The sequence below is a fragment of the Promicromonospora sp. NPDC057488 genome (assembly GCF_042802395.1).
Classification (GTDB): domain Bacteria; phylum Actinomycetota; class Actinomycetes; order Actinomycetales; family Cellulomonadaceae; genus Promicromonospora.
Genome location: NZ_JBHVEG010000014.1, coordinates 38,585 through 63,837, shown reverse-complemented (window position 1 = coordinate 63,837; position 25,253 = coordinate 38,585). Strand labels below are relative to the sequence as shown.

Genomic DNA, 25,253 nt, shown 5'->3' with positions numbered 1-25,253 from the left:
GGGTCGGCCTGCTGCCGACCCACGGCACCAGAAGCTCCAGATCTTCCAGCTGCCCACGGGCACATACGAGACCCCCGCGTCGCTGGCCTTCCAAGGCGGCCGATGGCGAGAACGCCGGCAGTTCGCCGCCACGGCTGTGCTCGTTCGGCATCCGGAGGGCGACCTGCTCATCGACAGCGGGTTCGGGGCGCACGCGGACGAACACATCAGGATGCTGCCCGCGTACAGGCGTTCACCGCACACGATCGGTCTGACCGCGAGCGAGCAGCTGGACGCCGTCGGCTACGACCGCGACTGCCTGCGCGGCGTGATCCTGACCCACTCGCACTGGGACCACGTCAGCGGGCTGGACTCTCTCGACGTGCCGGTCCTCGTACCCCAGGCGGAGCTCCGGTACGCGGACCGGAACCGCGGCGACCAGGTGTTCGGGCGGGTCGCAGCAGGGCATGAGCTCCGCACCTACGACTTCGACGGGCCGGCACACCTCGGCTTCGCGGCAAGCCATGACCTCCACGGGGACGGCAGCATCATGATCCTGCCGGCGGTCGGTCACACCACTGGTTCGGTGGTGGTCGTCGTCACGGTGCACCCGGATCGGCGCTTCGCCTTCATCGGGGACCTCACCTGGCAGCTCGACGGGATCGCCCAGGGCGTGCAGAGACCTTGGCTGATGCGCGTGCTCGCCGACAGCGACACAGCACAGATCCGGAAGGACCTTGGCCGCGTGCTGGCCTTCCCGCGTGACGTACGGATCGTGCCCGCTCACGACGGGCGGGCCTACGACGACATCCCGTACCTGCTCCCGGAGCTCAGGCCCGGTCAGTGAGATCAGTGCTCGCGCGGGTCCCGCAGGGCCGCCATGGCCTCCATGAGCGTCGAGTGGACGTAGGTCAGCTCGGGCGTGGCGTACGACTCCCAGTCCTCGTCGCCGACCGGCTCCGTCCAGTCGCCGTCCCCGTCGACGTCGGCCCCCTCGACGTCGGCCCCTGCGGCACCGCCCGCGGCATCGTCCGACGGGTTGTGCTTGTAGACCCACCACAGGTGACCGAACGGATCCGCGAAGCGGGCAAGCACGTCGCCCCAGAACTCGGTCGGCTCGGTGACGACGCGCGCCCCTGCCCGAGTGGCGCGCTGCAGGGTCGCGGCCGGGTCCTCGACGTAGACCCGGACGAACGCCGGCGTGTAGGGCCACTGCGGCTTGCGGTCCGCGATCGTGATCGTGGAGTCGCCGATCCGGACCTCGGAGTGCAGCACCAGTCCGTCGGTGTCGGCGGTCCGGGCTTCCGGAACCTCGGTCGCGTCGAAGACGTCGAGCAGGAAACGGATGAGGCCGGCGGCGTCGTCCGACCAGATGAAGGGGTCGACCGTCGCCGATCCGGCAGGGGCGGCAGGAACGGTGTGGGCGGTGGGAGCGGACATGGGCTCTCCTCGTTCTCGATGGGACCGCCAGTCTCGTCGCCCTTCCGGACAGTATCTGGCCACTTGTCGATCTAGCCTGAGGAGATGTCGACCAGTTCCCGCGCCCTCGAACTGCTCGGGCTCCTGCAGAACCGGCGGCACTGGCCGGGCGGCGAGCTCGCCGACCGCCTCGGGGTCAGCCCGCGCACCCTGCGCCGCGCCGTCAGCGGGCTGCAGGACCTCGGCTACCCGATCATGACGACCCGAGGAACGGGCGGCGGCTACCAGCTCGGCGCCGGTGCGTCGCTCCCGCCGCTCGTGCTCAGCGAGGACGAGGCCGCGGCCACGGTGCTCGGGCTCAAGGAGATCGCCACGGGTGCCCACCCGGCCTCCGCGGACGACGCCGTGAGCGCGATGGCGAAGATCGTGCAGGTGCTCCCGCCCCGCATCCGCGGCAGGATCGACAGCCTGCGGGCCGTCGCGGTCCCCGCGAGCGCCGAGCAGCGGGCGGCCATCGGCGATGTCACGGCGCTCACCACGCTGGCGCTCGGGTGCCGTGACGGCGACACGGTGGAGTTCTCCTACCGGTCCCACGGTGGAGACGAGTCCCGGCGGAGCGCGCAGCCGCACCGGATCGTGAACGTGGACAACCGGCTCTACCTCGTCGCCTGGGACCTGGACCGTGCCGACTGGCGCACGTTCCGGGTCGACCGCGTCACCGGACCGCGCCGCACCGGGAACCGGTTCGCACTGCGTCAGCTGCCCGGCGACGACCCCGTGGCCTTCGTGAACGCCCGGATCGGCGACCTGTCGTCGCGCTTCCGCGTGCGCGCCACGGTGCACGCGCCCGTCGAGCGGATCAAGGCCGAGATCGTGCACTACGGCACCGTCAGGCCGATCGACGACAGCTCGTGCGAGGTCTGTATCGCCGCCGAGTCGCTGGACTGGGCGGCCTTCTGCCTCGTGGCGATCGGCGCCCCCTTCGTCGTGCACGGACCGGCCGAGGCGGTCGAGTACATGCGGGCCTGGGGTCAGGCGCTGATGCAGGCGACCTCCGGCCCCGAGCAGATAGGTTAGGTCTGCCTTACTCGCTATCGCCGTCGGAGGTCACCATTCGTACCAGGTCGCGCAGGGAACCGCTCCGGCGCCGGACCCTCCACCGGCAGCGTGGCCGCGTCGTCGGGTCGGCGCTGTTCCTCATGGGGCACCAGTCGTGCGAGGCCCTCGTGCCCGTGGCCGTCGGCATCGCCATCGACGCCGCCGTCGTCAGCGGCAGCCCGGCACGCCTGGTCGCGAGCCTGGTCGGCCTGACCCTGCTGTTCACCCTGCTCTTCACCTGCTACCGCTGGTTCTCGCGACTCGGCGACGGGGCGGTGATCGACGAGAGCCACCTGCTGCGAGCCGAGCTCGCCACGCGCGTCCTGGCGCCCGGCGCCGCGCGCCGGCGCCGGCACGGCGAGCTGCTGACGATCGCCTCGTCCGACGCCGACCAGGCCGCGCGCAGCATCATCTGGCTCGCCGGGCTGTGCGGCGCCGGCGCGGCGCTCGCCGTCAGCTGCGCGGTGCTCCTCAGCATCGACCTGGTGCTCGGCGGCGTGCTGATCGGCACGGCCGTGGCCGTCACGTTCGCGCTCAACGCCCTCTCGCCGCTGATCTCCCGACGGGTCGCCGACCAGCAGGAGACGCTCGCCCACGCCTCCGCGCTGGCCACCGACCTCGTCGCCGGCCTGCGGGTGCTGCACGGCCTGGGCGCGCAGGAGCCCGCCGCCGCCCGCTATCGCACCGCCAGCCGCGCCGCCGAGGAAGCGGGTGTCCGCGCGGGGTCGGCCAAGGCCGTGCAGCAGGGTGCGACGGTGCTGGCGGCAACGGTGGTCCTCGCCGTCTCCGTGGGGTTCGCCGGACTGCTTGCGCTCGACGGCACGATCACCGTCGGTGCCTTCATCTCCGCGGTAGGTGTCGCCCAGTTCATCGCCGAGCCGCTGACCGGGGTGGGCCTCTACCTGCAGATCGGCGCCGCCGCGAAGGCCAGCGCCCGCCGGGTGCGGTCCGCGCTGGGCGAGGCGCCCGCCGACCCGGGACCAGCGGTCGAGAGGCCCACGGGAACCGTGCACCCGGTCGACCTGACCGCCGGTGAGCTGGTCGGGATCGTGGCCGGGCCCGACGACGTCGAGCGGGTCACCGCGGCGCTGCGGCTGCCGGCCGGGGCCACCGTGCACGTCGAGCCGCACCACCCGGACCTGTTCGCGGGCTCGATCGGGGAGAACCTCGCGCTGGGCCGCGCCGGCGCCGGCCCAACGGCGTCGACCGATCCCACCGCGTCGATCGACGCCGCGATCGACGCCGCGGGCGCGCGCGACTTCGTCGACGCCCAGCCCGGCGGGCTCGACGCGCGCGTGCGCGACCGTGGGCTCAGCCTCTCCGGCGGCCAGCGTCAGCGGCTCGTCCTCGCGCGTGCGCTGCACACCGGTGCGGACGTCCTCGTGCTGGTCGAGCCGACGACCGCCGTCGACTCGGTGACCGAGGAGGGCGTCGCCGACGGCATCCGAGCACTGCGCCACCACCGGGAGGGCCCCGTCCGCACGACGGTCGTCGTCACCAGCAGCCCGGTGCTGCTCGCCCGGACCGATCGGGTGGTCCTCGTCGAGGACGGGTCACCGCACGTCGTCGGCACCCACCTCGAGCTGCTCGAGATCAACGACCTCTACCGCGAGCGGGTACTTCGATGACGGACACCTTCGCCGAGCGTCTCCCGCTGGCCTCCGCGCCCGGCGTCCGGCGCTCGGTACGCCGCTACGTCCACGCGCACCGTGCGCTGACCGCCACCACGACCGTCCTGGCGGCGCTGGCCGCGGTGTCCGGTCTCGTCGCACCCTGGGCCATCGGTGTCCTGGTGGACACCGTCCTGGGCGGCGGCGAGGTGAGCGACGTCGTCGGCGTCGCGGTCTGGGTGGCGGCGTCCGGGGTGCTCGCCGCCGGCCTCACGGCCGCCAGCGGCGCGCTCGTCTCCCGGATCGGCCAGCGCGTGCTCGCGCGGATGCGGGAGGACGTCGTCGCGACCGCCCTGCGGCTCCCGTCGGAGCGGGTCGAGCGGGCCGGGCGCGGGGACCTCCTCAGCCGGGTCGGGGACGACATCGCCGTCGTCAGCGAGCTGGTCGCGGGGCTGCTGGCGCCCTGGGTCGGCGCGCTGCTCACGGTCGCGCTGACGCTCGCGGGCCTGTTCGCGCTGGACCCGTGGCTCGCGGTGGCCGGCCTCACCGCGATCCCGGTCTACGTGCTGGCACTGCGCTGGTACCTGCCGCGGGCAGCGCCGCGCTACAGCGCGGAGCGCGCCGCGTTCGGCGACCGGGCCGAGGCGCTCGTCTCGTCGCTGGAGGGGCTGCCCACCGTGCACGCCTACCGCGTCCAGGAGGCGCACGCGGCGGGCATCACGGAGTCCTCGGACCGGGCGCGGAAGATCTCCAAGGAGGTCCTGTGGTTCAGCACGGCCTGGGGCAAGTGGCTCAACATCGCCGAGCTCGTCGGGATCGGGTCGATCATCACGGTCGGGTTCGTCCTCGTGTCGCGCGAGGCGGCGACGATCGGCGCGGTGACCGCCGCCGCGCTGTACTTCATCCGGCTCTTCAACCCGATCGGTCTGATCATCTTCAGCTTCGACGCCGTCCTGTCGGCGGTCGCGAGCCTGCGGCGGATCGTCGGCGTGATCGAGGCCGGTGCGGACCTCGCCGTGGCACCCCCGATGTCCGGCCGCGCGGCAGGTGCGGTCTCGGGCCGCGGGATCACCCACCGGTACGGCGAGCACGAGGCGCTGCACGACGTGTCCGTCGACCTGGCTCCCGGTGAGCAGGTCGCGCTGGTCGGCGCGAGCGGTGCGGGCAAGTCGACGCTCGCGGTGGTCCTGGCTGGGCTGACCGAGCCGAGCGAGGGCACCGTGAGCGTCGACGGCGGACCGGTGTCGCGCCTGGCCGGCGCGCACCCGCGGCCCGTCGTGCTCGTGACCCAGGAGGCGCACGTCTTCGCCGGTTCTCTCGCCGACAACCTGCGCCTGGCCCGCGCCGACGCGACCGACGACGACGTCGGCGCGGCCCTGGCGCTGGTGGGTGCCACGGGATGGGTCACGGCGCTGCCCGAGGGCATCGACACCGTCGTCGGGGAGCTCGGGCACAAGCTCGCCCCCGACCAGGTCGCGCAGGTCGCGCTGGCCCGCGCCGCGCTGGCCGACCCGGCGGTCGTGATCCTGGACGAGGCCACGGCCGAGTCGGGCAGCCGGAGCGCGAGACGCCTGGAGGACGCCGCGGCCGCGGTGCTGGCAGGACGGACGGGCCTCGTCGTGGCGCACCGCCTCCGGCAGGCGCAGACTGCCGACCGGGTGCTCGTGATGGCGGACGGGCGCGTCGTCGAGGAGGGCACCCACGAGCAGCTGATGACCGAGGACGGGCTCTACGCGCGGCTGTGGGCGGCCTACGACGGCGGGCCACGGTAGGGGGCGGGCCGGCCCTGCCGAGCGAGCCTGCCTGCCCCCTGGTCGTGCCTGGTGGCGTCCGTCACCAGGTGACGGCGGGCCCCACCCGGTCGACGACCGTGCTCGTGCCGCCGGAGCTGGACGTCCAGGTGGTCGACGGCGTGAACGACCGGGCGGCGACGTCCGCGGCGGTGACCGTGTGCGACGCGAAGGCGCAGGTGTACGAGCGCTGCGCGGGCAGGTTCAGGTACCGGCAGTTCTGCGCGGACTGCGAGGGGTTCAGGGAGTCCAGGTTGCCGGTCGGCACGACCGTGGTCGCGGCACCGGACCTGTTGTGCACCGTGTAGCTGAACCGCAGCACGTCGCCCACCGCGTACCCGGCCGGCTTCGGGTTGGTCAGCACGCCTCCGACGACCTCGATCGTGCCGGCCGTGGCGGACGTCCCGGAGAGCAGCCAGTCGAGGTCGAACGAGGCGAACCGGATGCCGCCGTTGCCGCCCTCGGGCTCGTACAGCAGGCCGACGTTCCCGTCGGGCAGCGTCGCGAGCGTCGAGTACGCCATGCCCGCCGGCTGGAAGGTGCGGGACGTGGGCCAGGTCGCCCCGTCGTCGTAGCTGATCCGGATCACGCCGTTGCTGCGCGACGACGTGGAGCCTGCGTTGGAGAACAGCAGCACCTTGGCCTGGGCCGAGCCCTGCGCCGCGTTCGGGTAGGCGCGCACGATCGAGGCGTTGTTCGTGGGGTCCGGCAGCTCGCTGTCCACCGTCACCGCACCGTAGGTCACGCCGCCGTCCGTCGAGTAGGCGACCTTGCGGTAGCCGGACCGGGCGGAGTCGCGCGAGTTGAGCATGACGCGACCGTCGGAGAGCTCGACGGTCTTGTTCTCGTCCATGCCGGTGCCCACGGGCGTGCCGGCCTGCCAGGTCGCGCCGTGGTCGTCGGAGTAGACGGACACGGCCTGGTAGGCGCCGGACGCGTTGGTGATCGTGTACTGCTGCAGCAGGCGCCCGGCGTGCGGGCCGTACTTGAGCTGGATGCCCTGGCCCGACGCCGCGAACCGGGACCGCCAGCCCAGGTCCGCCGTGATGTCCGCGGTGATCGTGCGGTGCGACCACGTGACGCCGTCGTCGGTCGAGGTCGACACGTTGGCGTGGATGACGTTCCGGTCCGTGGGGTCGACGCCCGGCTGCGAGTTGCCGAAGCCCCGGTCGTAGGACTTCACGTGGAAGCTGAGGACGGCGCCGGTCTCGCGGTCCACGACGTAGCTCGGGTCCGAGTAGCCCTCGACCGGGGCCGGCGTGCGGCCCGCGGCGACGACGGTCTGCGGTCCCCACGTGGCGCCGTCGTCGGTGGAGCGGCGCTGGAGGATCGAGTTGGGTCCGGGGGAGTCGGCCCCGGTCGGGCGCCCGTCGTAGGACGCCAGCACCGTGCCGCTGTTGGTCACGGCGAGCGCGGGGATCCGGTAGTTCGGGAATCCGCCGATGCCGTTGGTCGCGAGCTGCTGCTCGGTGTAGCTGCCGGCGCCGCCGGTCGCCGGAGCGGCGTCGAAGTCGGGTGCCGGTGCCGCGTGGTGGGCCACCGCGGTCGCCGCGGGGACGAGCGCGACGGTCGCGCCGAGAGTGAGTGCCGCGGTGAGGCCGAGCGCGGTTCGCGCTGTCGTGCGAAGGGTTCCGAGCATGTCGTTCCTTCCGGTCGGTGCGGCTCGGCGGTGCCGGTTCTCCGGCACGGGAGAGCGCGCGGCGGCACCGCCGAGACGTTAGACAGATGACGTCAGATGTCTGACGTGGGAACGGTAGGTGTCCTTCCGGCGCTGGTCAAGGCCCTGCGGCCTACAGGCTCTGCGGCCTACAGGCCCTGCCAGTCCGGCTTGTCGGCGTACGTCTGCCGGTAGTAGTCGCCGAGCTGCAGCCGGGAGGCGGCCGCGTCGTCGACCAGCACGGTCGCGTGCGGGTGCAGCTGCATGATCGTGGCGGGCCACATCGCCGAGACCGGGCCCTCCACGAGCTGGTGCACCGCCTCGGCCTTGGCGCGCCCGGACGCCAGCAGCACCAGGTGCCGCGCCGACATGATCGTGGCCAGGCCCTGGGTCAGGCAGTGCCGCGGGACCTGGTCGACCGATCCGCCGAAGAACCGCGCGTTGTCCTCGCGGGTCTGCTTCGTCAGGGTCTTGATCCGGGTGCGGGAGGCGAGCGAGGAGCCCGGCTCGTTGAACGCGATGTGCCCGTCCGTGCCGATCCCCAGGATCTGCAGGTCCACGCCCCCGGCGTCCTGGATGCTCGCCTCGTAGGCGGCGCAGGCTGCCGGGAGGTCGGACGCCAGCCCGTCGGGTCCCTGCACCGCGCCGGCGGGCAGGTCGACCCGGGAGGCGAACTCCTTCTCGATGACGTTGCGGTACCGCTCCGGGTGGTCGGCGGGCAGGCCCACGTACTCGTCGAGCATGAAGGCGCGGGCGCGCGCGAACGAGAGCCCGTCCTTGTGCCGGGTGGCCAGCTCGTCGTACACCGCCAGGGGTGAGGACCCCGTGGCCAGGCCGAGCACCGTCTCCGGGTTGGCGCGCAGCAGGCCCTCGACGGCGTCCGCCGCCAGCCTCGCCAGCTCGGCCGCCGGCGCGATCACGACCTCCATCAGCTCCTCGTCCCGTCGTGGGGCGCGGTCACGATCGTGCCGTCGTCGCGTCGAGCGCCCGGTCGATCGGCTCGTAGTGCGAGACGACGGCCGCGCGGAAGGCCGCGACGTCGCCGGCCTCGGCCGCGTCGAGCATGAGGCCGTGGGCCCGCGCCGTCTGGTCGAAGTCCGCCGCCACGGCGAGCCCGAGCTTGGGGACCACCGCGGTGTGCACGTCCCAGAACGCCGCCACGAGCTGGCCGACCAGCGAGTTGTCGAGGCGGGCGAGCAGGCCGGTGTGGAACGCGCGGTCCTGCTTCGGGAAGCTGCGGTTCTCGGCGGCGGCGGCGACCATCTCGTCCACGAGCGCGTGCAGCTCGGGGTTGGACGTCCCGGCCAGGCTCCCGACGATGCGGTGGGCCATGGCGTGGTCGAGGGCCTGCCGTACCTCGACGACATCGCGCAGGGCGCGCAGGTCGTCCCCGGGGCTGAGTACGCCGCGGAACACGAGGGCCTCCACCAGGCCGTCGAGCGACATGTTCCCCACGAACGTCCCGTGCCCGTGCCGTACCTCGACGATGTCGAGCGTCGACAGGGTGCGGATCGCCTCGCGCACGCTGGAGCGGGAGACGCCCAGGCGGTCGCACAGCTCGGACTCCGTCGGCAGCGGATCCCCGGGGCGCAGCCCCTCGGCGAGGATGAAGTCCTTGATCTGGTCCGCTGTCGCGGTCCTGCGCGGCGTGGCCCTCGGCCGGTCCGCGGTGTCGGGCACGGGTGAGTCGGAAGCGAGGAAGGAAAAGCTCCTGCGCTCTGGTGACGGCATCTTGACCCCTTCGTTTTCTGGTCCTACTGTCATCCTACTCGACGTCAGACATCAGACGTCGTCTGTCCGGACTGGTCTGGTCCACTGTCAGGAGAACCAATGAAGATTCACGCCAGCTCACCCCCTCGCAGAGGCGCGGTCGCCACGGCAGGAGCTCTCGTCGCCCTGTCCCTCGCCGCGTGCTCCGGCGGAGCCGCGGGCGGTACGTCCGGGGCGGGATCCGCCGCCACGGGCGAGATCGACCAGGACGCCGTCATCGAGGCCGGCATCTCCTACACCCTCTCCGGTGGTTTTGACCCGATGATCACCACCGGTGCGGTGACAGTATCGGCGAACTGGCACGTGTTCGAGGGGCTCACGGAGCTCGATCCCGCGACGCGCGAGGTCTACGCCGCACTGGGCACCGACCTGCCCACCCAGGTGGACGACACGCACTACGAGGTCGACCTGCGCGAGGGCGCCACCTTCCACGACGACACGCCCGTCACCGTCGACGACGTCGTCTACAGCTTCGACCGTGTCCTCGACCCCGAGAACGAGTCGCTCTACGCGGGGTTCATCGACTTCGTCGACTCGGTCACGGCCGTGGACGACGACACGGTCTCCATCAACCTGAAGTACCCCTTCAGCCTGGTGAACGAGCGGCTGTCCGTCGTCAAGATCGTGCCGGAGGAGCTCGTCGAGTCCGACTACGACGCGTTCAACGAGCTGCCGGTCGGCACCGGCCCGTACAAGCTCACCGGCGCGAGGCCGGACGACAAGATCACGTTCGAGCGGTTCGACGCCTACAACGGCCCGCGCCCGGCGCAGTCCGCCGGGCTGGTCTGGAACCTCCTGTCCGACCCCGCTGCCCGCGTCACCGCGATGAGCTCGGGTACCGTCAGCGCGATCGAGGACGTGCCCTACATCGACGTCGCGGCGCTCGAGAGCAGCGCGACGGTCGAGTCGGTCCAGTCGTTCAACACGCTGTTCATGATGTTCAACACCGACCTGGCACCGTTCGACGACCCGCGGGTGCGGCAGGCGTTCTTCTACGCGCTCGACACGGACAAGATCATCGAGACCGGGCTGCTCGGCAACGGCGCCGCGGCCACGAGCTTCCTGCCCGCGGACCACCCGAGCTACCACGAGGCGTCGACCGTCTACTCCTACGACGCCGAGAAGGCGAAGTCCCTGCTGGCCGAGGCCGGCGTCGAGGACCTCTCGGTCACGCTGCTCACCACCGACACCGGGTGGGTCCAGGACATCGCGCCGCTCATCAAGGAGAACCTCGACGCGATCGGCGTGGACACCACCCTCGACATCGGGCAGTCCGGCGGCCAGTACACCAAGGTCGACAACGGTGAGCTCGAGGTCATGGTGGCCCCCGGCGACCCGTCGGTCTTCGGGAACGACCCCGACCTGCTGATGCGCTGGTGGTACGGCGACAACGTCTGGTCCCAGTCGCGCTACCGCTGGGACGACGACCCGAGGTTCGCCGAGCTGCAGGACCTCCTCGACGAGGCCGTGCGCACCGAGGGCGACGAGCAGCAAGAGCTCTGGAACCAGGCGTTCGACCTGATCTCCGACGAGGTGCCGCTCTACCCGCTGCTGCACCGCCAGCTGCCCACCGCCTGGGACGGCGCCCGGCTCGCCGGCTTCCAGCCGCTGCCCGTCACCGGCCTGTCGTTCCTCGACGCCGGCCTCGTCAAGTAGCCGACCCAGAACTGATCCTGCGCCGGGTCCCACGCCCCCCAGAGCGGGGGACCCGGCGCATGGTCCCGAACGGAGAACCACCATGCCCCGCCGCCCCCACGACGAGCCAGGAGGCAGAACGTGAGCGCGCTCCTGCGGCTCGTCGGACGCCGCCTGCTCCAGCTGCCGATCATGATCGTCGGCATCACGGTCCTCGTCTTCTTCGTGATGTCGTTCTCCACCGTCGACCCGGCCATCCAGGCGCTCGGCGAGGGTGCCTCGGTCGAGGCGCGCGAGTCGTACCGCGCGGCCAACGGCCTCGACGACCCGCTGCCGGTCCGGTACCTCGACTTCCTCGGCGGCCTGGTGCAGGGCGACCTCGGCACCTACAGCGCCCGTAGCCTGTCGGTGGGCGACGAGGTGGCCCGCGCGCTGCCGATCACGCTCCAGCTCACGTTCATGGGCCTGGCCATCGCGGTCGTGCTCGCGCTGGCCTTCGGCGTCGTCGCGGCACTCTTCCGCGACCGCTGGCCCGACAAGGCGATCCGCGTCGTGTCCGTGGCCTCGCTGGCCACGCCGTCCTTCTGGCTCGCGGTGCTGCTCATCCAGAGCGTCACGCTCGGAGCGGGCCTGCTGCCGGCGAGCGGTCCGCTGCCGGACCCGGCCGAGGACCTCGGTGGTTACCTCGCCCGGATGGCGCTGCCCGCGCTCGCCCTCGCCGTGCCGGTGATCGGCCAGCTGACCCGGGTCGTGCGGACCTCCGTGGTGGAGGAGCTGGACAAGGACTACGTGCGGACCGCGCTCGGCGCCGGCATCCCCAAGCCTGTCGTCGTGGGGCGCAACGTGCTGCGCAACGCGCTCATCACCCCCGTCACGGTGCTCGGCCTGCGGGTCGGCTACCTCATCGGCGGCGCCGTCGTCATCGAGGTCATCTTCGCGCTGCCCGGCATGGGCACGCTGATCCTCAACGGCGTCACCAACAACGAACCCAACCTGGTGCAGGGCGTGACCCTCACCGTGGCTCTGGCGTTCGTGCTCGTCAACATCGTGGTCGACATGCTCTACGTGCTCGTCAACCCCCGGATCAGGACGGTGTGACGTGCGACGACAGCTCACCGAACGACTCTCCGGCCCCGCGCTGCGGCTCCGCGGGCTGCCGCTGGGGTCCAAGATCTCCCTCGCCTTCGTGCTGCTCGTGGTGCTCGCGGCGGTGTTCGCCCCGCTGGTGGCCGTCCACGACCCGCTCGCCACGGGCGTCCCGGTGCAGCCGCCCGGCGGCGAGCACTGGTTCGGCACCGACCGACAGGGGCGCGACGTCTTCGCCCGCGTGGTGCACGGGGCGCGCTACTCCCTGGTGATCGGCCTCGGTGCCACGGCGATCGCCCTGGTCGCGGCCGCGATCCTCGGCTCCGTCGTCGCCACGGCGAACAAGGTGGTCTCCGAGACCCTCATGCGGGTGCTCGACATCATCATGTCGTTCCCCGGCATCGCCCTGGCCGCCGTCTTCGTCGCCGTCTACGGGCGTTCGCTGCCCGTGCTGGTGCTGACGATCGCGTTCCTGTACACGCCGCAGCTGACCCGCGTCGTGCGGGCCAACATCCTCGACCAGTACGGGGAGGACTACGTCGCGGCGACCCGGGTCATGGGTGCGCGCACGACCTGGATCCTCGCCCGGCACGTGGCCCGTAACTGCGCGGCTCCCGTGCTCGTGTTCACGACCGTGCTCGTCGCCGACGCGATCATCTTCGAGGCCTCGCTGTCCTTCATCCAGGCGGGTGTGCCCGACCCGGAGCCGTCCTGGGGCAACGTCATCGCCGCCGGCCGCGACCTCGTCATGGGCGGCTTCTGGTGGGCGACGTTCTTCCCGGGCCTCGCCATCATGCTCACGGTCCTGTGCCTGAACATCCTGTCCGAGGGCATGACCGACGCGATGGTCGCCCCCGCACGCGGTTCCGTCCGTGCGACGGGCGCCGATGCCGACGCCGACGCCGCTGATGCCGGCTTCGTCGCGGACGCCGCGACCGCCCCGCAGGTCGGCCCGGCCGAGCCCACGGTGCCGCTCGCAGAGCGGCTCGCCGCCCTGCGCGTCGCCGAGGCGGCACGCACGGACCGGCGCATCTACGCCGGCGACGCCGAACCACTCCTGGAGGTCCAGAACCTCTCGATCAGGTTTCCGGAACGCCACGGCGACGTGGCCGTCGTCGACGACGTGTCGTACTCGGTGCGGCCCGGCGAGACCATGGCGCTGGTCGGCGAGTCCGGCTGCGGCAAGTCGATCACCTCGCTGGCGGTCATGGGCCTTCTGGACCCGTCGGCGCAGGTCAGTGGCCAGATCCTGTACAAGGGCCGGGACCTGCTCGGCATGCGGGACAGGGAACGTGCGGGTCTGCGCGGCACGGAGATCGCCATGATCTACCAGGACGCGCTCAGCTCGCTGAACCCCTCGATGCTCATCCGTGCACAGCTGCGGCAGCTCACGCGGCGCGGCGGTACCCGCACCGCCGAGGAGCTGCTCGAGCTCGTGGGCCTCGACCCGGCGCGCACGCTCAGGAGCTACCCGCACGAGCTGTCCGGCGGGCAGCGCCAGCGCGTGCTCATCGCCATGGCGCTCACCCGGGACCCGAGCCTCGTGATCGCCGACGAACCGACGACGGCGCTCGACGTCACCGTCCAGGCGCAGGTCGTCGCGCTGCTCGACGAGCTGCGGGAGAAGCTGGGCTTCGCGATGGTGTTCGTCAGTCACGACCTCGCGCTGGTCGCGCAGCTCGCGCACCGCATCACCGTGATGTACGCGGGCCAGGTCGTGGAGCAGGCACTCACCAGCGCCCTCCTGACCGACCCGCGCCACGAGTACACGCAGGGCCTGCTCGGCGCGGTGCTCTCGATCGAGCAGCGCTCGACACGTCTGCACCAGATCCCCGGCACCGTCCCGTCCCCGCGGGACTTCCCGGCGGGCGACCGGTTCGCGCCGCGCTCGTCCCGTCCTGACCAGGGCCTCGACGTCCGGCCAGTCCTGCGCCCCGTCGACGGGGACACCGACCACCTGGTCGCCGTGCCCGGGGAGCAGGGGAGTGCCGACCGGTCGAAGGACACGCCCGTCACCACCGGAGGCCAGCGATGAGCGCCACCACCACACCGTCGCGTCCGGCCGGTCCGGCGGACGCGGAGCCCGTCGTCGAGCTGCGCAACGTGCACGTCGTCTTCAAGGCGCGCACCGGCACCCTGTTCCGCGCGAACCGCGTGCACGCCGTCGACGACGTGTCGGTCCAGGTCCGGCGGGGCAGCACCCTCGGGATCGTGGGCGAGTCCGGGTCGGGCAAGTCGACCATGGCGAAGGTCCTGGTCGGTCTGCAGGCGCCGACGTCGGGCGAGATCCGCTTCCGGGGCGAGCCGGTGCGTTCCTACTCGCCGGCCGTGCGCCGGTCGGTCGGCCGCGTCGTGTCCGTCGTCTTCCAGGACCCGGCGACGGCGCTCAACGCCCGCATGTCGGTACGGGACGCGCTGCGCGACCCGCTCGACGTCCACCGCGTGGGCGACCAGGCCTCGCGCCGGGCTCGCGTCCGCGAGCTGGTGCACCTCGTCGGCCTGCCGTCCTCCGCGCTCGACGCCATGCCCGGCCAGCTGTCCGGCGGGCAGCGCCAGCGGGTGGCGATCGCGAGAGCCCTCGCGCTGGAGCCCGACGTGATCGTGGCCGACGAGCCCACGTCGGCGCTCGACGTGTCCGTGCGCGCGCAGATCCTCAACCTGCTCGCCGACCTCAAGACGGAGCTCGACCTGGGGATGGTCTTCATCTCCCACGACATCCAGACCGTCCGGCACGTCTCGGACGAGATCGTCGTCATGCGCTCGGGCCGCATCGTCGAGTCCGGGCCGGCGGCCCGGGTGCTCGACGACCCGCAGGACGACTACACCCGAACCCTGCTCGCGGCCGCGCCCGCCCTGCTCTAGGGCCGGACGCGTGCCGACGCCGCAACCAGATCCACAGCCAGAAACCAGAACCGGAGCTACTTCGTGACCACGCCCACCTTCCGCGGGATCGTCCCGCCCATCCTCACCCCCCTCACGCCGGACGGTGAGGTGGACACGGCCTCGCTCGAGCGCCTCACCCGCCACCTGGTGGCCGCGGGCGTGCACGGCGTGTTCGTGCTCGGGTCCACCGGAGAGGTCGCCTACCTCACCGACGCCCAGCGCGAGCAGGTGGTGCGCACCGTCGTCCGTGCCGTCGACGGCCGCGTACCCGTCATGGCGGGCGCGATCGATCTCACGACGGCCCGGGTCGCGGGGCAGGCCAGGGCGCTCGCGGCCGCCGGTGCGGACGCCGTCGTGGCGACCGTCCCGGTGTACGCGATCAACGACTACCCGGAGATCGAGCGCCACCTGCGGACGGTCGCCGCGGCCGTCGACGTACCGCTGTTCGCCTACGACGTGCCGGTGCGCGTCCGCACCAAGCTGCCGGTGGACCTGCTGGTCCGGCTCGGCCGCGAGGGCGTGCTCGCCGGGGTCAAGGACTCGTCGGGCGACGACGTCGCGTTCCGCCGCCTCGTGCTGGCCAACGCGGCGGCGGGCTCACCGCTGGCCCTCTTCACGGGCCACGAGCTCGTCGTGGACGGCATGCTCCTGCTCGGGGCGGACGGCGTCGTACCCGGCCTCGCCAACGTGGACGCCGCCGCCTACGTGCGCCTGTGGGACCTGGCGCAGGCTGGCAAGTGGGAGGACGCGCGGGACGAGCAGGACCGGATCGCGGCCCTGTTCGAGATCGTGTTCCAGGCGGCCGGCCGGTCGGGCGACGCGGCCGGGGTCGGTGCCTTCAAGGTCGCGGTGCAGCGGCAGGGCCTGATCGACACCGACACGCTCGCGTACCCGCTCGAGGCGCTCGACGGCGAGGTCGCCGGGCGGATCGAGCAGATCACCCGTGCCGCGGGGCTCCTGGGTGACTGACCCGGCGGCTGCCGGGGTCGTCGTCGGCGTGGATCTCGGTGGCACCAAGATCGCCGCGGCGACGGTGACGGCCTCCGGCGGGCTGGGTCCGCTGCGCTCCGTCCCGACGCCGGGCCAGGACGGTCCGGACGCGGTGCTCGACGCCGTCGCGGGGCTGGTGCGTGCCGTCGTCGACGCGGCGGGCGCACCGCTCCGCGGCGTCGGGGTCGGCACGGCGGGGGTCGTGGACGTGTCGCGGGGCGTCATCGTCTCGGCGACCGACACGCTGCCCGGCTGGCCGGGCACCGACGTCGCCGCCGAGGTACGACGGCGTCTCGTCGACGTCGTGGCCGGCCCGGGCCCGCTGGCCGTCTTCGTGGAGAACGACGTCGACGCGCACGCGGCCGGCGAGGCGTGGCTCGGCGCCGCCGCGGGGGCGGACAGCGCGCTCCTGGTCGCGGTCGGCACCGGGGTCGGCGGCGCGGTCGTGCTCGACGGCCGCCCCGTGCGGGGCGCGCACCACCTCGCGGGCGAGATGGGCCACGTGCCGGTGCCCGGCGCCGAGGGGCTGCCGTGCACCTGCGGCCGGCCCGGGCACCTCGAGGCGATCGGTGCCGGCCCGGCGATCCACCGCCGCTATCTCGCCCTCGGCGGCGACCCTGCCGTCCGGGACACGCGCGAGGTCGTGGCGTTGGCCCGAGCCGGTGAGGAGCTCGCCGGCTCGGTGGTCCGGGCCGCGGCCACGGCGGTGGGACGGGCGACGGCAGGGGTCGTCACCGTCCTGGACCCCGAGGTCGTCGTGGTCGGCGGCGGCGTCGCAAACGCGGGCGAGGTGTGGTGGTCCGCCTTCGAGTCCGCGCTGCGGGCCGAGGTGGTCGACGTGCTCGCCGACCTGTCCGTCCGGCCCGCGGCCCTCGGTGCTGCGGCCGCCGTCCTGGGCGCCGCGCGCGGCGTGCACCAGCTCTGCTCGGCGCCCGGCGGGAAGCCGGCTCCGACAACCCCCGGAAGGACCGTGGAATGACAGGGACGACGCGGAACGAGATCACCTGGACCCGCCAGGCCGTGCTCGACGCGATGCGGGGGCGGCTCACCGTGTCCTGCCAGGCCTACCCGGGTGAGCCGCTCCGCGACCCTCGGACCACCGCGCAGATGGCGCGCGCCGTGGTCGACGGTGGCGCCGCGGCGGTGCGCGTCCAGGGACTGGCCGACATCGCCGCGGTCGTGGCAGCGGTCGACGTCCCGGTCGTGGGGCTGTGGAAGGACGGCGGCGACGGGGTCTTCATCACGCCCACGCTGGACCACGCGCGCGCCGTCGTCCGGGCGGGCGCGCACGTCGTCGCGCTCGACGGGACGCGCCGCCCGCGACCCGACGGGCGGACGCTCGCCGAGACCGTCCGGTCGCTGCGCGAGGAGTCGGACGTCCTGGTGATGGCGGACTGCGGTTCGCTGGCCGACGCGCTCGCCGCGCAGGACGCCGGCGTGGACCTGCTCGGGACCACTCTCGCCGGGTACACCGGAGAGCGGGCGAAGACGCAGGGGCCCGACCTCGAGCTCGTGGAGGAGCTCGTCCTCGGCTGCGAGCTCCCGGTCGTCGTCGAGGGTCGGGTCCACACACCCGACCAGGCCGGTCAGGCCCTTCGGCGTGGGGCGTTCAGCGTCTGTGTCGGCACCGCGATCACGCACCCGACGACGATCACCTCCTGGTTCGTCGCGGCGCTCGACTAGGCGTCCGGCACGTCAGGAGGCGAGGCCGGCCACCGCGTCGCGGTCCGCGGGCAGCCCGACACGCATCCGTGCGAGGTTCGCGTTGCCGTCATGGCCGTCCCACAGGCTGTCGTTGGCGACCAGCTCGCGCAGCACTGCCTTCTGGGCCTCGTCCAGGTTCCGCGGGGGATCGGGCCGGACACCCGGCTGGAACTCCACGCCGGGAAACGCCTTGAGCAGGATCGGGCCCCAGGTCATGTTCGCCCACAGCCCGCCGGACGCGGCCCGGATCACGGGCAGGCACGCGGGCAGGAGCTCGGCGAGCCCTACGTCGCGGGCCAGGAGGTTCGCCAGCAAGGTGAAATGGACCCGCATGTCGAATCTCGAGGGGCGGCGGGCGAACCACTCGTCCGCCGCCAGCGGGTCGTGCAGTGCCTCGACGAGCAGGGCGGTGGCCTCGGCCGAGTCCGTGAGCGACAGCGCGGCACAGGCACGGATCGCGAGGTCGTCGTCGGCCAGCCACCGGGTGGTGTCTGCCCCGAGGTCGCCCACGCCGAGGACGAGCACGGCGCGCTCGTCCCGCCCGGACGCCGCGTCCACCGCGGCGGTCAGCGGTCCGGCCAACGCTTCTGGGTCCGGCTGGACCGCTGCGAGACGCACGTAGGCGTCAAGGGATGCGAGGCGCACTGCCTCGTCCTCATCGCCCAGGTACGTCGAGACAGATGCCAGCGCCTCGCCGCATGCGGCCGGCAGCTCGGCGATCGACCGGGCCCACAGGTAGTTGCTGACGTCGGAGTCCCACACCGACTCGTCGTCCGCCGCCATCGCACGATAAAAGGCCTCGACGTCCTCGTCCGTTGGCTCGGCACCGTCCGACTCGCTCGCGTCCTCGTGCCAGGACGCGCTGTCTCCGACGGCGTCGACCCATTCCAGCAGCGAGGCCAGGCGCGACCGCCCGTGCTCGTCGTGACGGCGCAGTACGGGGTCGTGCAGCATCCCGGCCACGACCCGGAGCGCGGGCACCGTCGCCGGGTAGACGGTGCCCTGGTGGAGCACGGCGGCGCGGAGATGATCGAGAGCCTCGTCAAACGCGGCATCGTCTTCGGAGACGAGGCCCTGGAGATGGTGCGGCGTGTCCGACGCGACCCCGTAGGCATGGAACAGCCGGGACCAGTCCACGTCGGTGACCAGCGGCGTCGTCGTCGAACTCATGGCCAGGGACCTTACAGGGCCGGTGGAACTGGTTCGGCGGGATTCGCCCTGACCGATCCTGATCGTCTTCCGCTCCGAACCTAATAGGTCCTACTCAGGCGGCAGCTTGCCGCCATCACAAAGGCGGATCGGTTATGCGCACGTCAAGAATCGCTCACTCTGCTGCGACAGCTGCCCTGGTCGGTCTGCCGCTGGCAACCGCGCCGGCCGGCGCGGCAGAGACCAACGAGTTCACTGCTGAGCCCACTCAGCTCGACGACGCCGCAAGCCGAACCGGGCTCAACGCATGACACAGGCCACTGAGAGCCCCGCGGCGCCGTCGGCCGAACGCTCTCCGGGCGGCGCGGGCTGGGCCGCGCTCGCGGGAGTGCTCGCCGGAGGCGCCGGGCTGGCCGTCGCGGAGCTCGTCGCCGCGGTCGTCGCACCCGGTGCCAGCACGCTGTTCGCAGGCGGCGCCGCCGTGGTCGACGCCGTGCCCCCAGGGCTCAAGGACGTTGCCGTGGAGTGGTTCGGCACCAACGACAAGGCCGTGCTGCTCGCCACGATGGGCGCGGTGCTGGCCCTGGGGGCGGCGCTCGCGGGCTGGCTGGAGCTGCGCCGCCCGCCGGCGGGCGCGGTCCTGGTGGGAGTCGTCGGCGTCGTCGGGGTCGTGGTCGCGTTGCTGCGCCCGAGCGCGACGCCGCTGTGGGCACTGCCGAGCGCCATCGGGCTCGGCGCCGCGGTGCTCCTGCTGCGTGCCGCCGTGGCGCGGCTGCGGCCTGTGCCGGGCCGGGGCGATGCCTCGGCGGGCGAGACTCCGGGCGCCGCCGTGAACCGGCGTGGCTTCCTGGCCGTGTCGGGCATCACCGTGGGGGTCGCGGTGCTCGCGCTGGCCGGCTCGCGCGTGCTGTCGATGGGCTCGACCGCGATCAGCGCCGTGCGGGAGAAGCTGCGCCTGCCCGCAGCGCGCACGCCGGCGCCGCCGGTGCCCGCCGGAGCTGACCTGAAGCTCGACGACCTGGCGCCGTACGTCACCCCGAACGCGGACTTCTACCGCATCGACACCGCGCTGATCGTGCCGCAGGTGAACCCGCAGGACTGGTCGCTGGAGGTCCGTGGTCTGGTGGACGAGCCGTTCACGCTCACCTGGGACGAGCTCATGGAGCTGCCGATGGAGGAGCACTACGTCACTCTCTCGTGCGTGAGCAACGCGGTGGGCGGCGACCTGGTCGGCAACGCTCTCTGGCTCGGCTACCCGGTCCGTGCGCTCCTGGAGCGCGCCAAGCCCCGCGCGGGTGCCGACATGGTGCTCTCCACGAGCGACGACGGCTTCACCGCGGGCACGCCGCTGGAGGTGCTGCAGGACCCGGACCGCGAGTGCCTGTTGGCGATCGGCATGAACGGCGAGCCGCTGCCCCTCGAGCACGGCTTCCCCGCGCGGCTGGTGGTGCCCGGGCTGTACGGGTACGTCTCGGCGACCAAGTGGGTGACCTCGCTGGAGGTGACCACCTTCGAGGCCGACGAGGGCTACTGGACCCCACGCGGCTGGTCCGCACTGGCGCCTATCAAGATCGCGTCGCGCATCGACGTGCCGCGCCTGTCCGTGCCCCCGTCCGCCGGCGCCGTCACCGTCGCGGGCGTCGCCTGGGCGCAGCACACCGGCATCAGCAAGGTCGAGGTCCGGGCCGACGGCGGGGACTGGGTCACCGCCGAGCTCGCCGAGACCGTGGGGGCGGACACCTGGCGCCAGTGGCACACGTCGATCGATCTGGACGCCGGTTACCACAGCCTCACGGTGCGCGCCACGGACTCGGACGGAAAGGTGCAGACCGAGACCAAGGCGCCGCCGGCTCCCAACGGCGCGTCGGGCTGGCAGACCATCTCGATCACCGTGGAGTGACCGGGGGTGGTCGACTCGGAGACCGAGGCTTGCAGGATTAGGCAATCCATCCGTCCATGTGCCCGCTACCGTCCAGCCCAGCGCGTCGACGGTCGGCGCTGAAGGGCGGGGGAGTTCGGATGAGGAAGAGAAGTCGCTTTGCTGTTCTAGCCACTGTCGCGAGTGTCGCGGCATCGTTCCTGGTCGCGTCGCCGGCGGTAGCGGCCGCGCCGTTCGACGCGCAGTGCCACGGCGATCGAGTGATCCGCTGCGTGCGCCTGGACGTGACGGGCTCGGGCGCCGTCGCGATCGCGAGTGTCACTGACGACCAGAGTGACAGCTCGAACTACGACGTGACGGTCGATGCTGTCCAGCTGCAGGCCTGGTATGGCTACTGGAGCACCATTCGTGAAGCCTCCGGCGACTCGGGTTGGCAGGTGGAGTGGGACCGTGCAGTGACGAGTGGGGGCGGCTGCGACCAGGCGTACCGGGTCGTCGCCTTCCTCCGCTGGCGAGCGGTTGGCGGCACCGCCACTGGTGAGACGTTCACGTCGAAGAGCGCTGTCGTCAACTGCTAGTAGACCACCACCTGACGCGCCGACCACGGTGCCCCGCTTCCCCACGGGGAGCAGAGCACCGTGGTGTTCCCCTGAAGGCGGGTTCGGTGTCAGATTCCCGGTCAAGCCGTTGGATGACGGAGGGACAGGGGCACCACGGGCGTTTCCCTGCCCCTCTGGTATTCGGTTGGTGCCCGCCGGAGGCATCAGGGCGAGGGCTGCACCTTCGTCATCGTTCTCAGACTCGGGCGATGATCTGCACTGCGGGCTCGCCAGTGGTTCGCGAAATCTCATCAATCAGGTTGCCGGCGATCCCGAGAAGCGAGAGTGCCGTCGTGAGCGGTTCCTCGGTCGTCATCCGCTCTGACGCGTTGTGCACGTCGGCATCGTGCCCGGCCTCGTTCAGCTTGAGGATCTCTCGAACGCCCGTGTCGTGTTCACGCGCGTGCTTCCGGGCCTCCGCCGTCGCGCTGGACGTGCTCCAGCGGGTGATCGGGGGCCCGTGCCGGACGATCAAAGCTGATGGGATTCTGCGGAGATCGTATTGGCGATACCGGGAACGGGTAACCGTGCGTCGTGATCGGCCGGCTGGTAGTGCCTGCGTTACCTCCGGTCCGGTGCCCCGCACCATGGACCGCGCCGAGCCGATCCGATGGGATCGGGGTATGTCGTCCCCTTCGCCGCAGCCGGCTCCTCCGTCGTCGTCCAGCGAATCGCCGTTGCCCGCAGCGCGCGCTGAAGCGATCACGCGCGAGTTCGGCCACGAGCCGGCCAACGTCACCGCGCTCGACCGAGTCTCGATCGCATTCGATGCGGGGCGGTTCACCTCGATCATGGGTCCTTCGGGCTCGGGCAAGTCCACCCTGCTCCACTGCCTCGCAGGCCTTGAGCGCCCGAGCTCAGGATCAGTTTTCGTCGGCGACACCGATCTCGCGGTTCTCTCCGAGTCGCAGCTCACGACGCTGCGGCGCGACCGGCTCGGCTTCGTCTTCCAGGCGTTCAACCTCATCCCGACCCTGACGGCCGAGGAGAACATCACCTTGAGCGAACGGATCGGCGGATCGCGAGTGGACCGTGCGTGGATCGCAGAGCTGGTCGAAGTCCTCAGGATCGGTGATCGCCTCAAGCATCGACCGAGCGAGCTCTCCGGCGGGCAGCAGCAGCGTGTGGCGATTGCCCGTGTCCTGGCTCATCGTCCAACGGTCGTCCTTGCCGACGAGCCGACCGGCAACCTGGACTCGCAGACGAGCGTCGAGGTGCTGAGCTTCCTGCGCCTGGTGGTGGAACGGTTCGGCCAGACCGTCGTCATGGTGACCCACGATCCCACTGCTGCGGCGCGGACCGATCGTGTCGTATTCCTTCGGGACGGACGGGTCGATGGAGAACTGAAGCAACCATCCGCGGAAGAGGTTCTTGCTCACCTGGCACCGCGGGACACCGAAGCATGATCACTCTCGCGTGGCGGAGCCTGTTGTCCCGAAAGCTGTCGATTCTCGCGGCGCTGCTGTCGATCGTCGCGGGTTCGTCCCTGGTCACGGCCACCCTGCTGGTGGCGAGCTCCCAAGAGCAGCAGGGGGCGGCGAGCGTCACGAGCTGGCGGTTCGGCAACGTCGACGCCGTCGTCATGCCGCCGGCGATCGTGAAGCTGAACAGCGGTCTCGCACTCGAGCTGCCGTCCATGCCTCGGCTGACCGCTCAGCAGATCGACGAAATCCGCAATGCACCCGGGGTGACCTCGTTGACCACGGAGTCACCAATCCCTGCGTACCTGGTGGCGCCTGACGGAACGGTGGTCGGCAACGCCTTCGCTCGCTCATGGGGACACCCGTGGTCGACGGCGGTGGCAGACAGCGCGTCGTTCATCCGCGGCCGAGCTCCAGTCAGGCCGGACGAGGTCGCGGTGGATGCGTCCGTGGCGCAGACGGCCGGTGTCGGTGTCGGCGACCGCGTATCTGTCGTGCTCGCCGAAGGCCCACAAGATGTCACGGTGAGCGGCGTCGTGACGCGTCCGGGAGAGCAGTTCGAGCATGCCGTGTTCTTCTCGGACGCGACTGCCGCGCGACATGGCGGTGCGCCCGTCGCGGCGCTCGTCTCCCTGACCTCTGCGGAAGCGCTGAGGTACGCCGTTCCGGATCTTCAGGTCCTGACCGGCGAGGATCGCGCCGGAGCTCTGCAGCTCGATCTACGTCAGGCGGAGCTCGCTGGCGGGTCGAGCCAGTTCTTGATGGTGATCGCCTTCCTTGCGCTGACGGTCGCGATATTCGTCATCTCGAGCACGCTCATCGTGTCCATCGGACAGCGCCGCCGCGAGCTCGCGATGCTCCGGGTCGTCGGGACCAGACCGCGCCTGATCCGCCGCATGATCACCTGGGAGGCCATCTTCATCGGCGCCCTGGGCGGAGTGCTCGGCGCTGTCGGGGGCGTGGCGCTCGCGGAAGTGGCGCTCGAGTTCTTCGTCGCACAGGGTTTGACGGCGCGTGGAGCCGTGGTGTCGGTGGAGCCGCTTCCGCTGGTTGCCGGGGCCGCCGCCGCGCTCGCCGTCGCACTGGTGGCGGCATGGCTGCCTGCGCGCCGCGCAACCCGCATCGACCCCTTGGACGCGCTGCGAGAGTCAGAGGTGCAGCCGGTCGGTGCACGGCGGAGCAGAACGGCATTCGGTTGGCTGCTGCTGGCGACGGCAGCCGTTTGCCTCATGGCGGTCTTCCTTCTGGGAGGCCCCGTGACGACCCTGGCGGGAACGGCCGCCTTGTTCCTCGTCATCATGGCGTTCACACTCCTGGTCGTTGCCGCCGTCCTCCTCGGGCCCACTCTGCTCAGCGCCGTGCTGACCGCTTCGGGCCAGCTGCTGCGCCGATGGTTCGCAGGCTTTGCCGCTGAGCGGTCGATCCGGTCCGACCTACGCCGCGCCGCAGGCGTCTCCGTCCCTCTGACGCTGCTCGTGGCCGTCAGCGCCGTGGTGCTCTTCCAGGACAGCGCGAACTACCAAGCGCGCTCCCATGTGTACGCCGACCAGGTGACGGCTGACGTCGTCGTGACGGGCGGAGTGCAGCTCGGCGTGCCGCTCAGCGCAATCAGTGCGCTCGACGACGTGCCCGGCGTCGCCGCGGCTTCCGGCAGCATCTCCTCGCAACTGATCTTCGACGACCCACCGACGATGCGTTCCAACGGGACGGTCACCGGTGTCGACCCGGCCGATCTCGACCGCGTGCTGGACTATGAGGTCGTATCGGGAACGTGGGCGGGCTTCACGGAAGGAAGCATCGCCGTTTCCGAGATCGTCGCGGACGAGAAGGGCTGGGACATAGGTGACACGGTCGCCTTCCTCTACCCGGACGGAACCCCCGGGACCGCCGTGCTCAGCACGATCCACGTCGACCCCATGGGGGTCAGCGACACTGTGCTCCCACTGCAGGCACTGGTTCCGCACGTCCTGGAGCCGTTCGCCTCCGCGGTCTACGTCGCGCTGGAGCCCGGCAGCGAAACGCCTGACGTGCTGACGTCGATCAACACGGCGCTCGCGGACGTCGCCCCCGGAGCACACGCCGTCGATCGTGAGGAGCACCTCGCGCAGGTGGCGGCACAAGCGTCGGGCGACAACTGGATCATCCTCATGATGGTGATCATCCTCGGCGGCTACGCCGGTGTGTCGGCGATCAATGTGCTCGTGGCGTCGACGATGTCGCGCAGACGCGAGTTCGCGCTGTACCGCCTCGCGGGAGCGCGTCGCCGTCAGATCGTCGTGTCCCTGCTCGTCGAGACGCTCGTGGTAGGTACTACCGCCGTCGTCGCCGGAACCGTCGTCGCGACGGGCACGATGATCGGATACGGCTACCTGCTCACCGACACGGTCTGGGTGCCCTTCGTCGGACCGACGTACCTCGTCATCGTCGGCTGCGCCTATCTGGCCGCGCTGATCGGGACCCTCGCCCCTGTCCGGTCCGCGATGACGGCCGAACCACTCGCGGGGGTTCGCGCGTGGTGAAGTTCCGCGCCGGCCAGACCAACGCGCGAAGATGTACGGCGTGAGGATGTGGGGATCGTTGCCTG

21 protein-coding genes are annotated in these 25,253 nt (G+C 71.7%); 15 read left to right on the top strand and 6 right to left on the bottom strand.

Annotated elements, in window-relative coordinates; all coding sequences use genetic code 11:
- The coding region (locus ACFU5G_RS05070; protein ID WP_377241415.1) for an MBL fold metallo-hydrolase at nucleotides 1-826 on the top strand (826 nt) is incomplete at its 5' end.
- A 2-nt stretch (nucleotides 827-828) separates the two neighbouring features.
- Here ACFU5G_RS05070 and ACFU5G_RS05065 read toward each other — a convergent pair.
- Nucleotides 829-1,419: a VOC family protein gene (locus ACFU5G_RS05065; protein WP_377241413.1), complete on the bottom strand. Its 591-nt coding sequence runs from the start codon at nucleotides 1,417-1,419 to the stop codon at nucleotides 829-831.
- Between the two features lie 84 nt (nucleotides 1,420-1,503).
- Here ACFU5G_RS05065 and ACFU5G_RS05060 point away from each other — a divergent pair, with 84 nt between their 5' ends.
- From ACFU5G_RS05060 to ACFU5G_RS05050, 3 genes are all read left to right on the top strand, one after another.
- Entirely contained in the window at nucleotides 1,504-2,475 is a 972-nt protein-coding gene (locus ACFU5G_RS05060) for a helix-turn-helix transcriptional regulator (protein WP_377241411.1), read from the top strand.
- Between the two features lie 122 nt (nucleotides 2,476-2,597).
- Nucleotides 2,598-4,124 (top strand): ABC transporter transmembrane domain-containing protein, encoded by a 1,527-nt coding sequence (locus ACFU5G_RS05055; RefSeq protein ID WP_377241409.1) that lies wholly within the window; start codon nucleotides 2,598-2,600, stop codon nucleotides 4,122-4,124.
- A complete protein-coding gene (locus tag ACFU5G_RS05050; protein ID WP_377241407.1) occupies nucleotides 4,121-5,878 on the top strand; it encodes an ABC transporter ATP-binding protein in 1,758 nt (585 codons plus the stop codon). Before ACFU5G_RS05055 ends, ACFU5G_RS05050 begins: the two co-directional genes overlap by 4 nt.
- 61 nt (nucleotides 5,879-5,939) lie before the next feature.
- Here the strand turns inward: ACFU5G_RS05050 and ACFU5G_RS05045 are convergent, their stop codons facing one another.
- The 3 genes from ACFU5G_RS05045 to ACFU5G_RS05035 all read right to left on the bottom strand — a co-directional run bounded on the left by ACFU5G_RS05045 (nucleotide 5,940) and on the right by ACFU5G_RS05035 (nucleotide 9,233).
- Entirely contained in the window at nucleotides 5,940-7,535 is a 1,596-nt protein-coding gene (locus ACFU5G_RS05045) for an exo-alpha-sialidase (protein ID WP_377241405.1), read from the bottom strand.
- A 167-nt stretch (nucleotides 7,536-7,702) separates the two neighbouring features.
- Nucleotides 7,703-8,482 (bottom strand): glucosamine-6-phosphate deaminase, encoded by a 780-nt coding sequence (gene nagB, locus ACFU5G_RS05040; protein ID WP_377241403.1) that lies wholly within the window; start codon nucleotides 8,480-8,482, stop codon nucleotides 7,703-7,705.
- A gap of 28 nt (nucleotides 8,483-8,510) precedes the next feature.
- On the bottom strand, nucleotides 8,511-9,233 hold the full coding sequence (locus ACFU5G_RS05035; RefSeq protein ID WP_377241400.1) for a FadR/GntR family transcriptional regulator: 723 nt from the start codon (nucleotides 9,231-9,233) through the stop codon (nucleotides 8,511-8,513).
- Between the two features lie 150 nt (nucleotides 9,234-9,383).
- Here ACFU5G_RS05035 and ACFU5G_RS05030 point away from each other — a divergent pair, with 150 nt between their 5' ends.
- From ACFU5G_RS05030 to ACFU5G_RS05000, 7 genes are all read left to right on the top strand, one after another.
- Nucleotides 9,384-10,979 carry an ABC transporter substrate-binding protein gene (locus ACFU5G_RS05030; RefSeq protein WP_377241398.1) on the top strand — a complete coding sequence of 532 codons (1,596 nt, stop codon included), beginning with the start codon at nucleotides 9,384-9,386 and terminating at the stop codon, nucleotides 10,977-10,979.
- A gap of 120 nt (nucleotides 10,980-11,099) precedes the next feature.
- On the top strand, nucleotides 11,100-12,056 hold the full coding sequence (locus ACFU5G_RS05025; RefSeq protein WP_377241396.1) for an ABC transporter permease: 957 nt from the start codon (nucleotides 11,100-11,102) through the stop codon (nucleotides 12,054-12,056).
- A gap of 1 nt (nucleotide 12,057) precedes the next feature.
- Nucleotides 12,058-14,079: a dipeptide/oligopeptide/nickel ABC transporter permease/ATP-binding protein gene (locus tag ACFU5G_RS05020; RefSeq protein WP_377241394.1), complete on the top strand. Its 2,022-nt coding sequence runs from the start codon at nucleotides 12,058-12,060 to the stop codon at nucleotides 14,077-14,079.
- Complete coding sequence (locus ACFU5G_RS05015) at nucleotides 14,076-14,906, top strand: ABC transporter ATP-binding protein (protein WP_377241392.1); 831 nt, start codon at nucleotides 14,076-14,078, stop codon at nucleotides 14,904-14,906. Before ACFU5G_RS05020 ends, ACFU5G_RS05015 begins: the two co-directional genes overlap by 4 nt.
- 63 nt (nucleotides 14,907-14,969) lie before the next feature.
- A complete protein-coding gene (locus ACFU5G_RS05010) occupies nucleotides 14,970-15,896 on the top strand; it encodes a dihydrodipicolinate synthase family protein (RefSeq protein WP_377241390.1) in 927 nt (308 codons plus the stop codon).
- Complete coding sequence (locus ACFU5G_RS05005; protein ID WP_377241388.1) at nucleotides 15,889-16,896, top strand: ROK family protein; 1,008 nt, start codon at nucleotides 15,889-15,891, stop codon at nucleotides 16,894-16,896. Before ACFU5G_RS05010 ends, ACFU5G_RS05005 begins: the two co-directional genes overlap by 8 nt.
- Complete coding sequence (locus tag ACFU5G_RS05000; protein ID WP_377241386.1) at nucleotides 16,893-17,600, top strand: N-acetylmannosamine-6-phosphate 2-epimerase; 708 nt, start codon at nucleotides 16,893-16,895, stop codon at nucleotides 17,598-17,600. Before ACFU5G_RS05005 ends, ACFU5G_RS05000 begins: the two co-directional genes overlap by 4 nt.
- A gap of 12 nt (nucleotides 17,601-17,612) precedes the next feature.
- Here ACFU5G_RS05000 and ACFU5G_RS04995 read toward each other — a convergent pair whose 3' ends face one another.
- Entirely contained in the window at nucleotides 17,613-18,791 is a 1,179-nt protein-coding gene (locus ACFU5G_RS04995) for a hypothetical protein (RefSeq protein WP_377241384.1), read from the bottom strand.
- Nucleotides 18,792-19,077: 286 nt separating this feature from the next.
- On the opposite strand from ACFU5G_RS04995, the gene ACFU5G_RS04990 reads away from it, so the two are divergent.
- Complete coding sequence (locus ACFU5G_RS04990; RefSeq protein WP_377241382.1) at nucleotides 19,078-20,670, top strand: molybdopterin-dependent oxidoreductase; 1,593 nt, start codon at nucleotides 19,078-19,080, stop codon at nucleotides 20,668-20,670.
- A 119-nt stretch (nucleotides 20,671-20,789) separates the two neighbouring features.
- Entirely contained in the window at nucleotides 20,790-21,227 is a 438-nt protein-coding gene (locus ACFU5G_RS04985) for a hypothetical protein (RefSeq protein WP_377241380.1), read from the top strand.
- 217 nt (nucleotides 21,228-21,444) lie between these two features.
- Here ACFU5G_RS04985 and ACFU5G_RS04980 read toward each other — a convergent pair whose 3' ends face one another.
- Entirely contained in the window at nucleotides 21,445-21,723 is a 279-nt protein-coding gene (locus tag ACFU5G_RS04980) for a hypothetical protein (protein ID WP_377241378.1), read from the bottom strand.
- A gap of 148 nt (nucleotides 21,724-21,871) precedes the next feature.
- On the opposite strand from ACFU5G_RS04980, the gene ACFU5G_RS04975 reads away from it, so the two are divergent.
- Both ACFU5G_RS04975 and ACFU5G_RS04970 read left to right on the top strand, forming a co-directional pair.
- Complete coding sequence (locus ACFU5G_RS04975; protein WP_377241423.1) at nucleotides 21,872-22,654, top strand: ABC transporter ATP-binding protein; 783 nt, start codon at nucleotides 21,872-21,874, stop codon at nucleotides 22,652-22,654.
- Nucleotides 22,651-25,188, top strand: a complete 2,538-nt coding sequence (locus ACFU5G_RS04970; protein WP_377241376.1) for an FtsX-like permease family protein — start codon at nucleotides 22,651-22,653, stop codon at nucleotides 25,186-25,188. The genes ACFU5G_RS04975 and ACFU5G_RS04970 overlap by 4 nt, the downstream gene beginning before the upstream one ends.
- Nucleotides 25,189-25,253 lie beyond the last annotated feature (65 nt).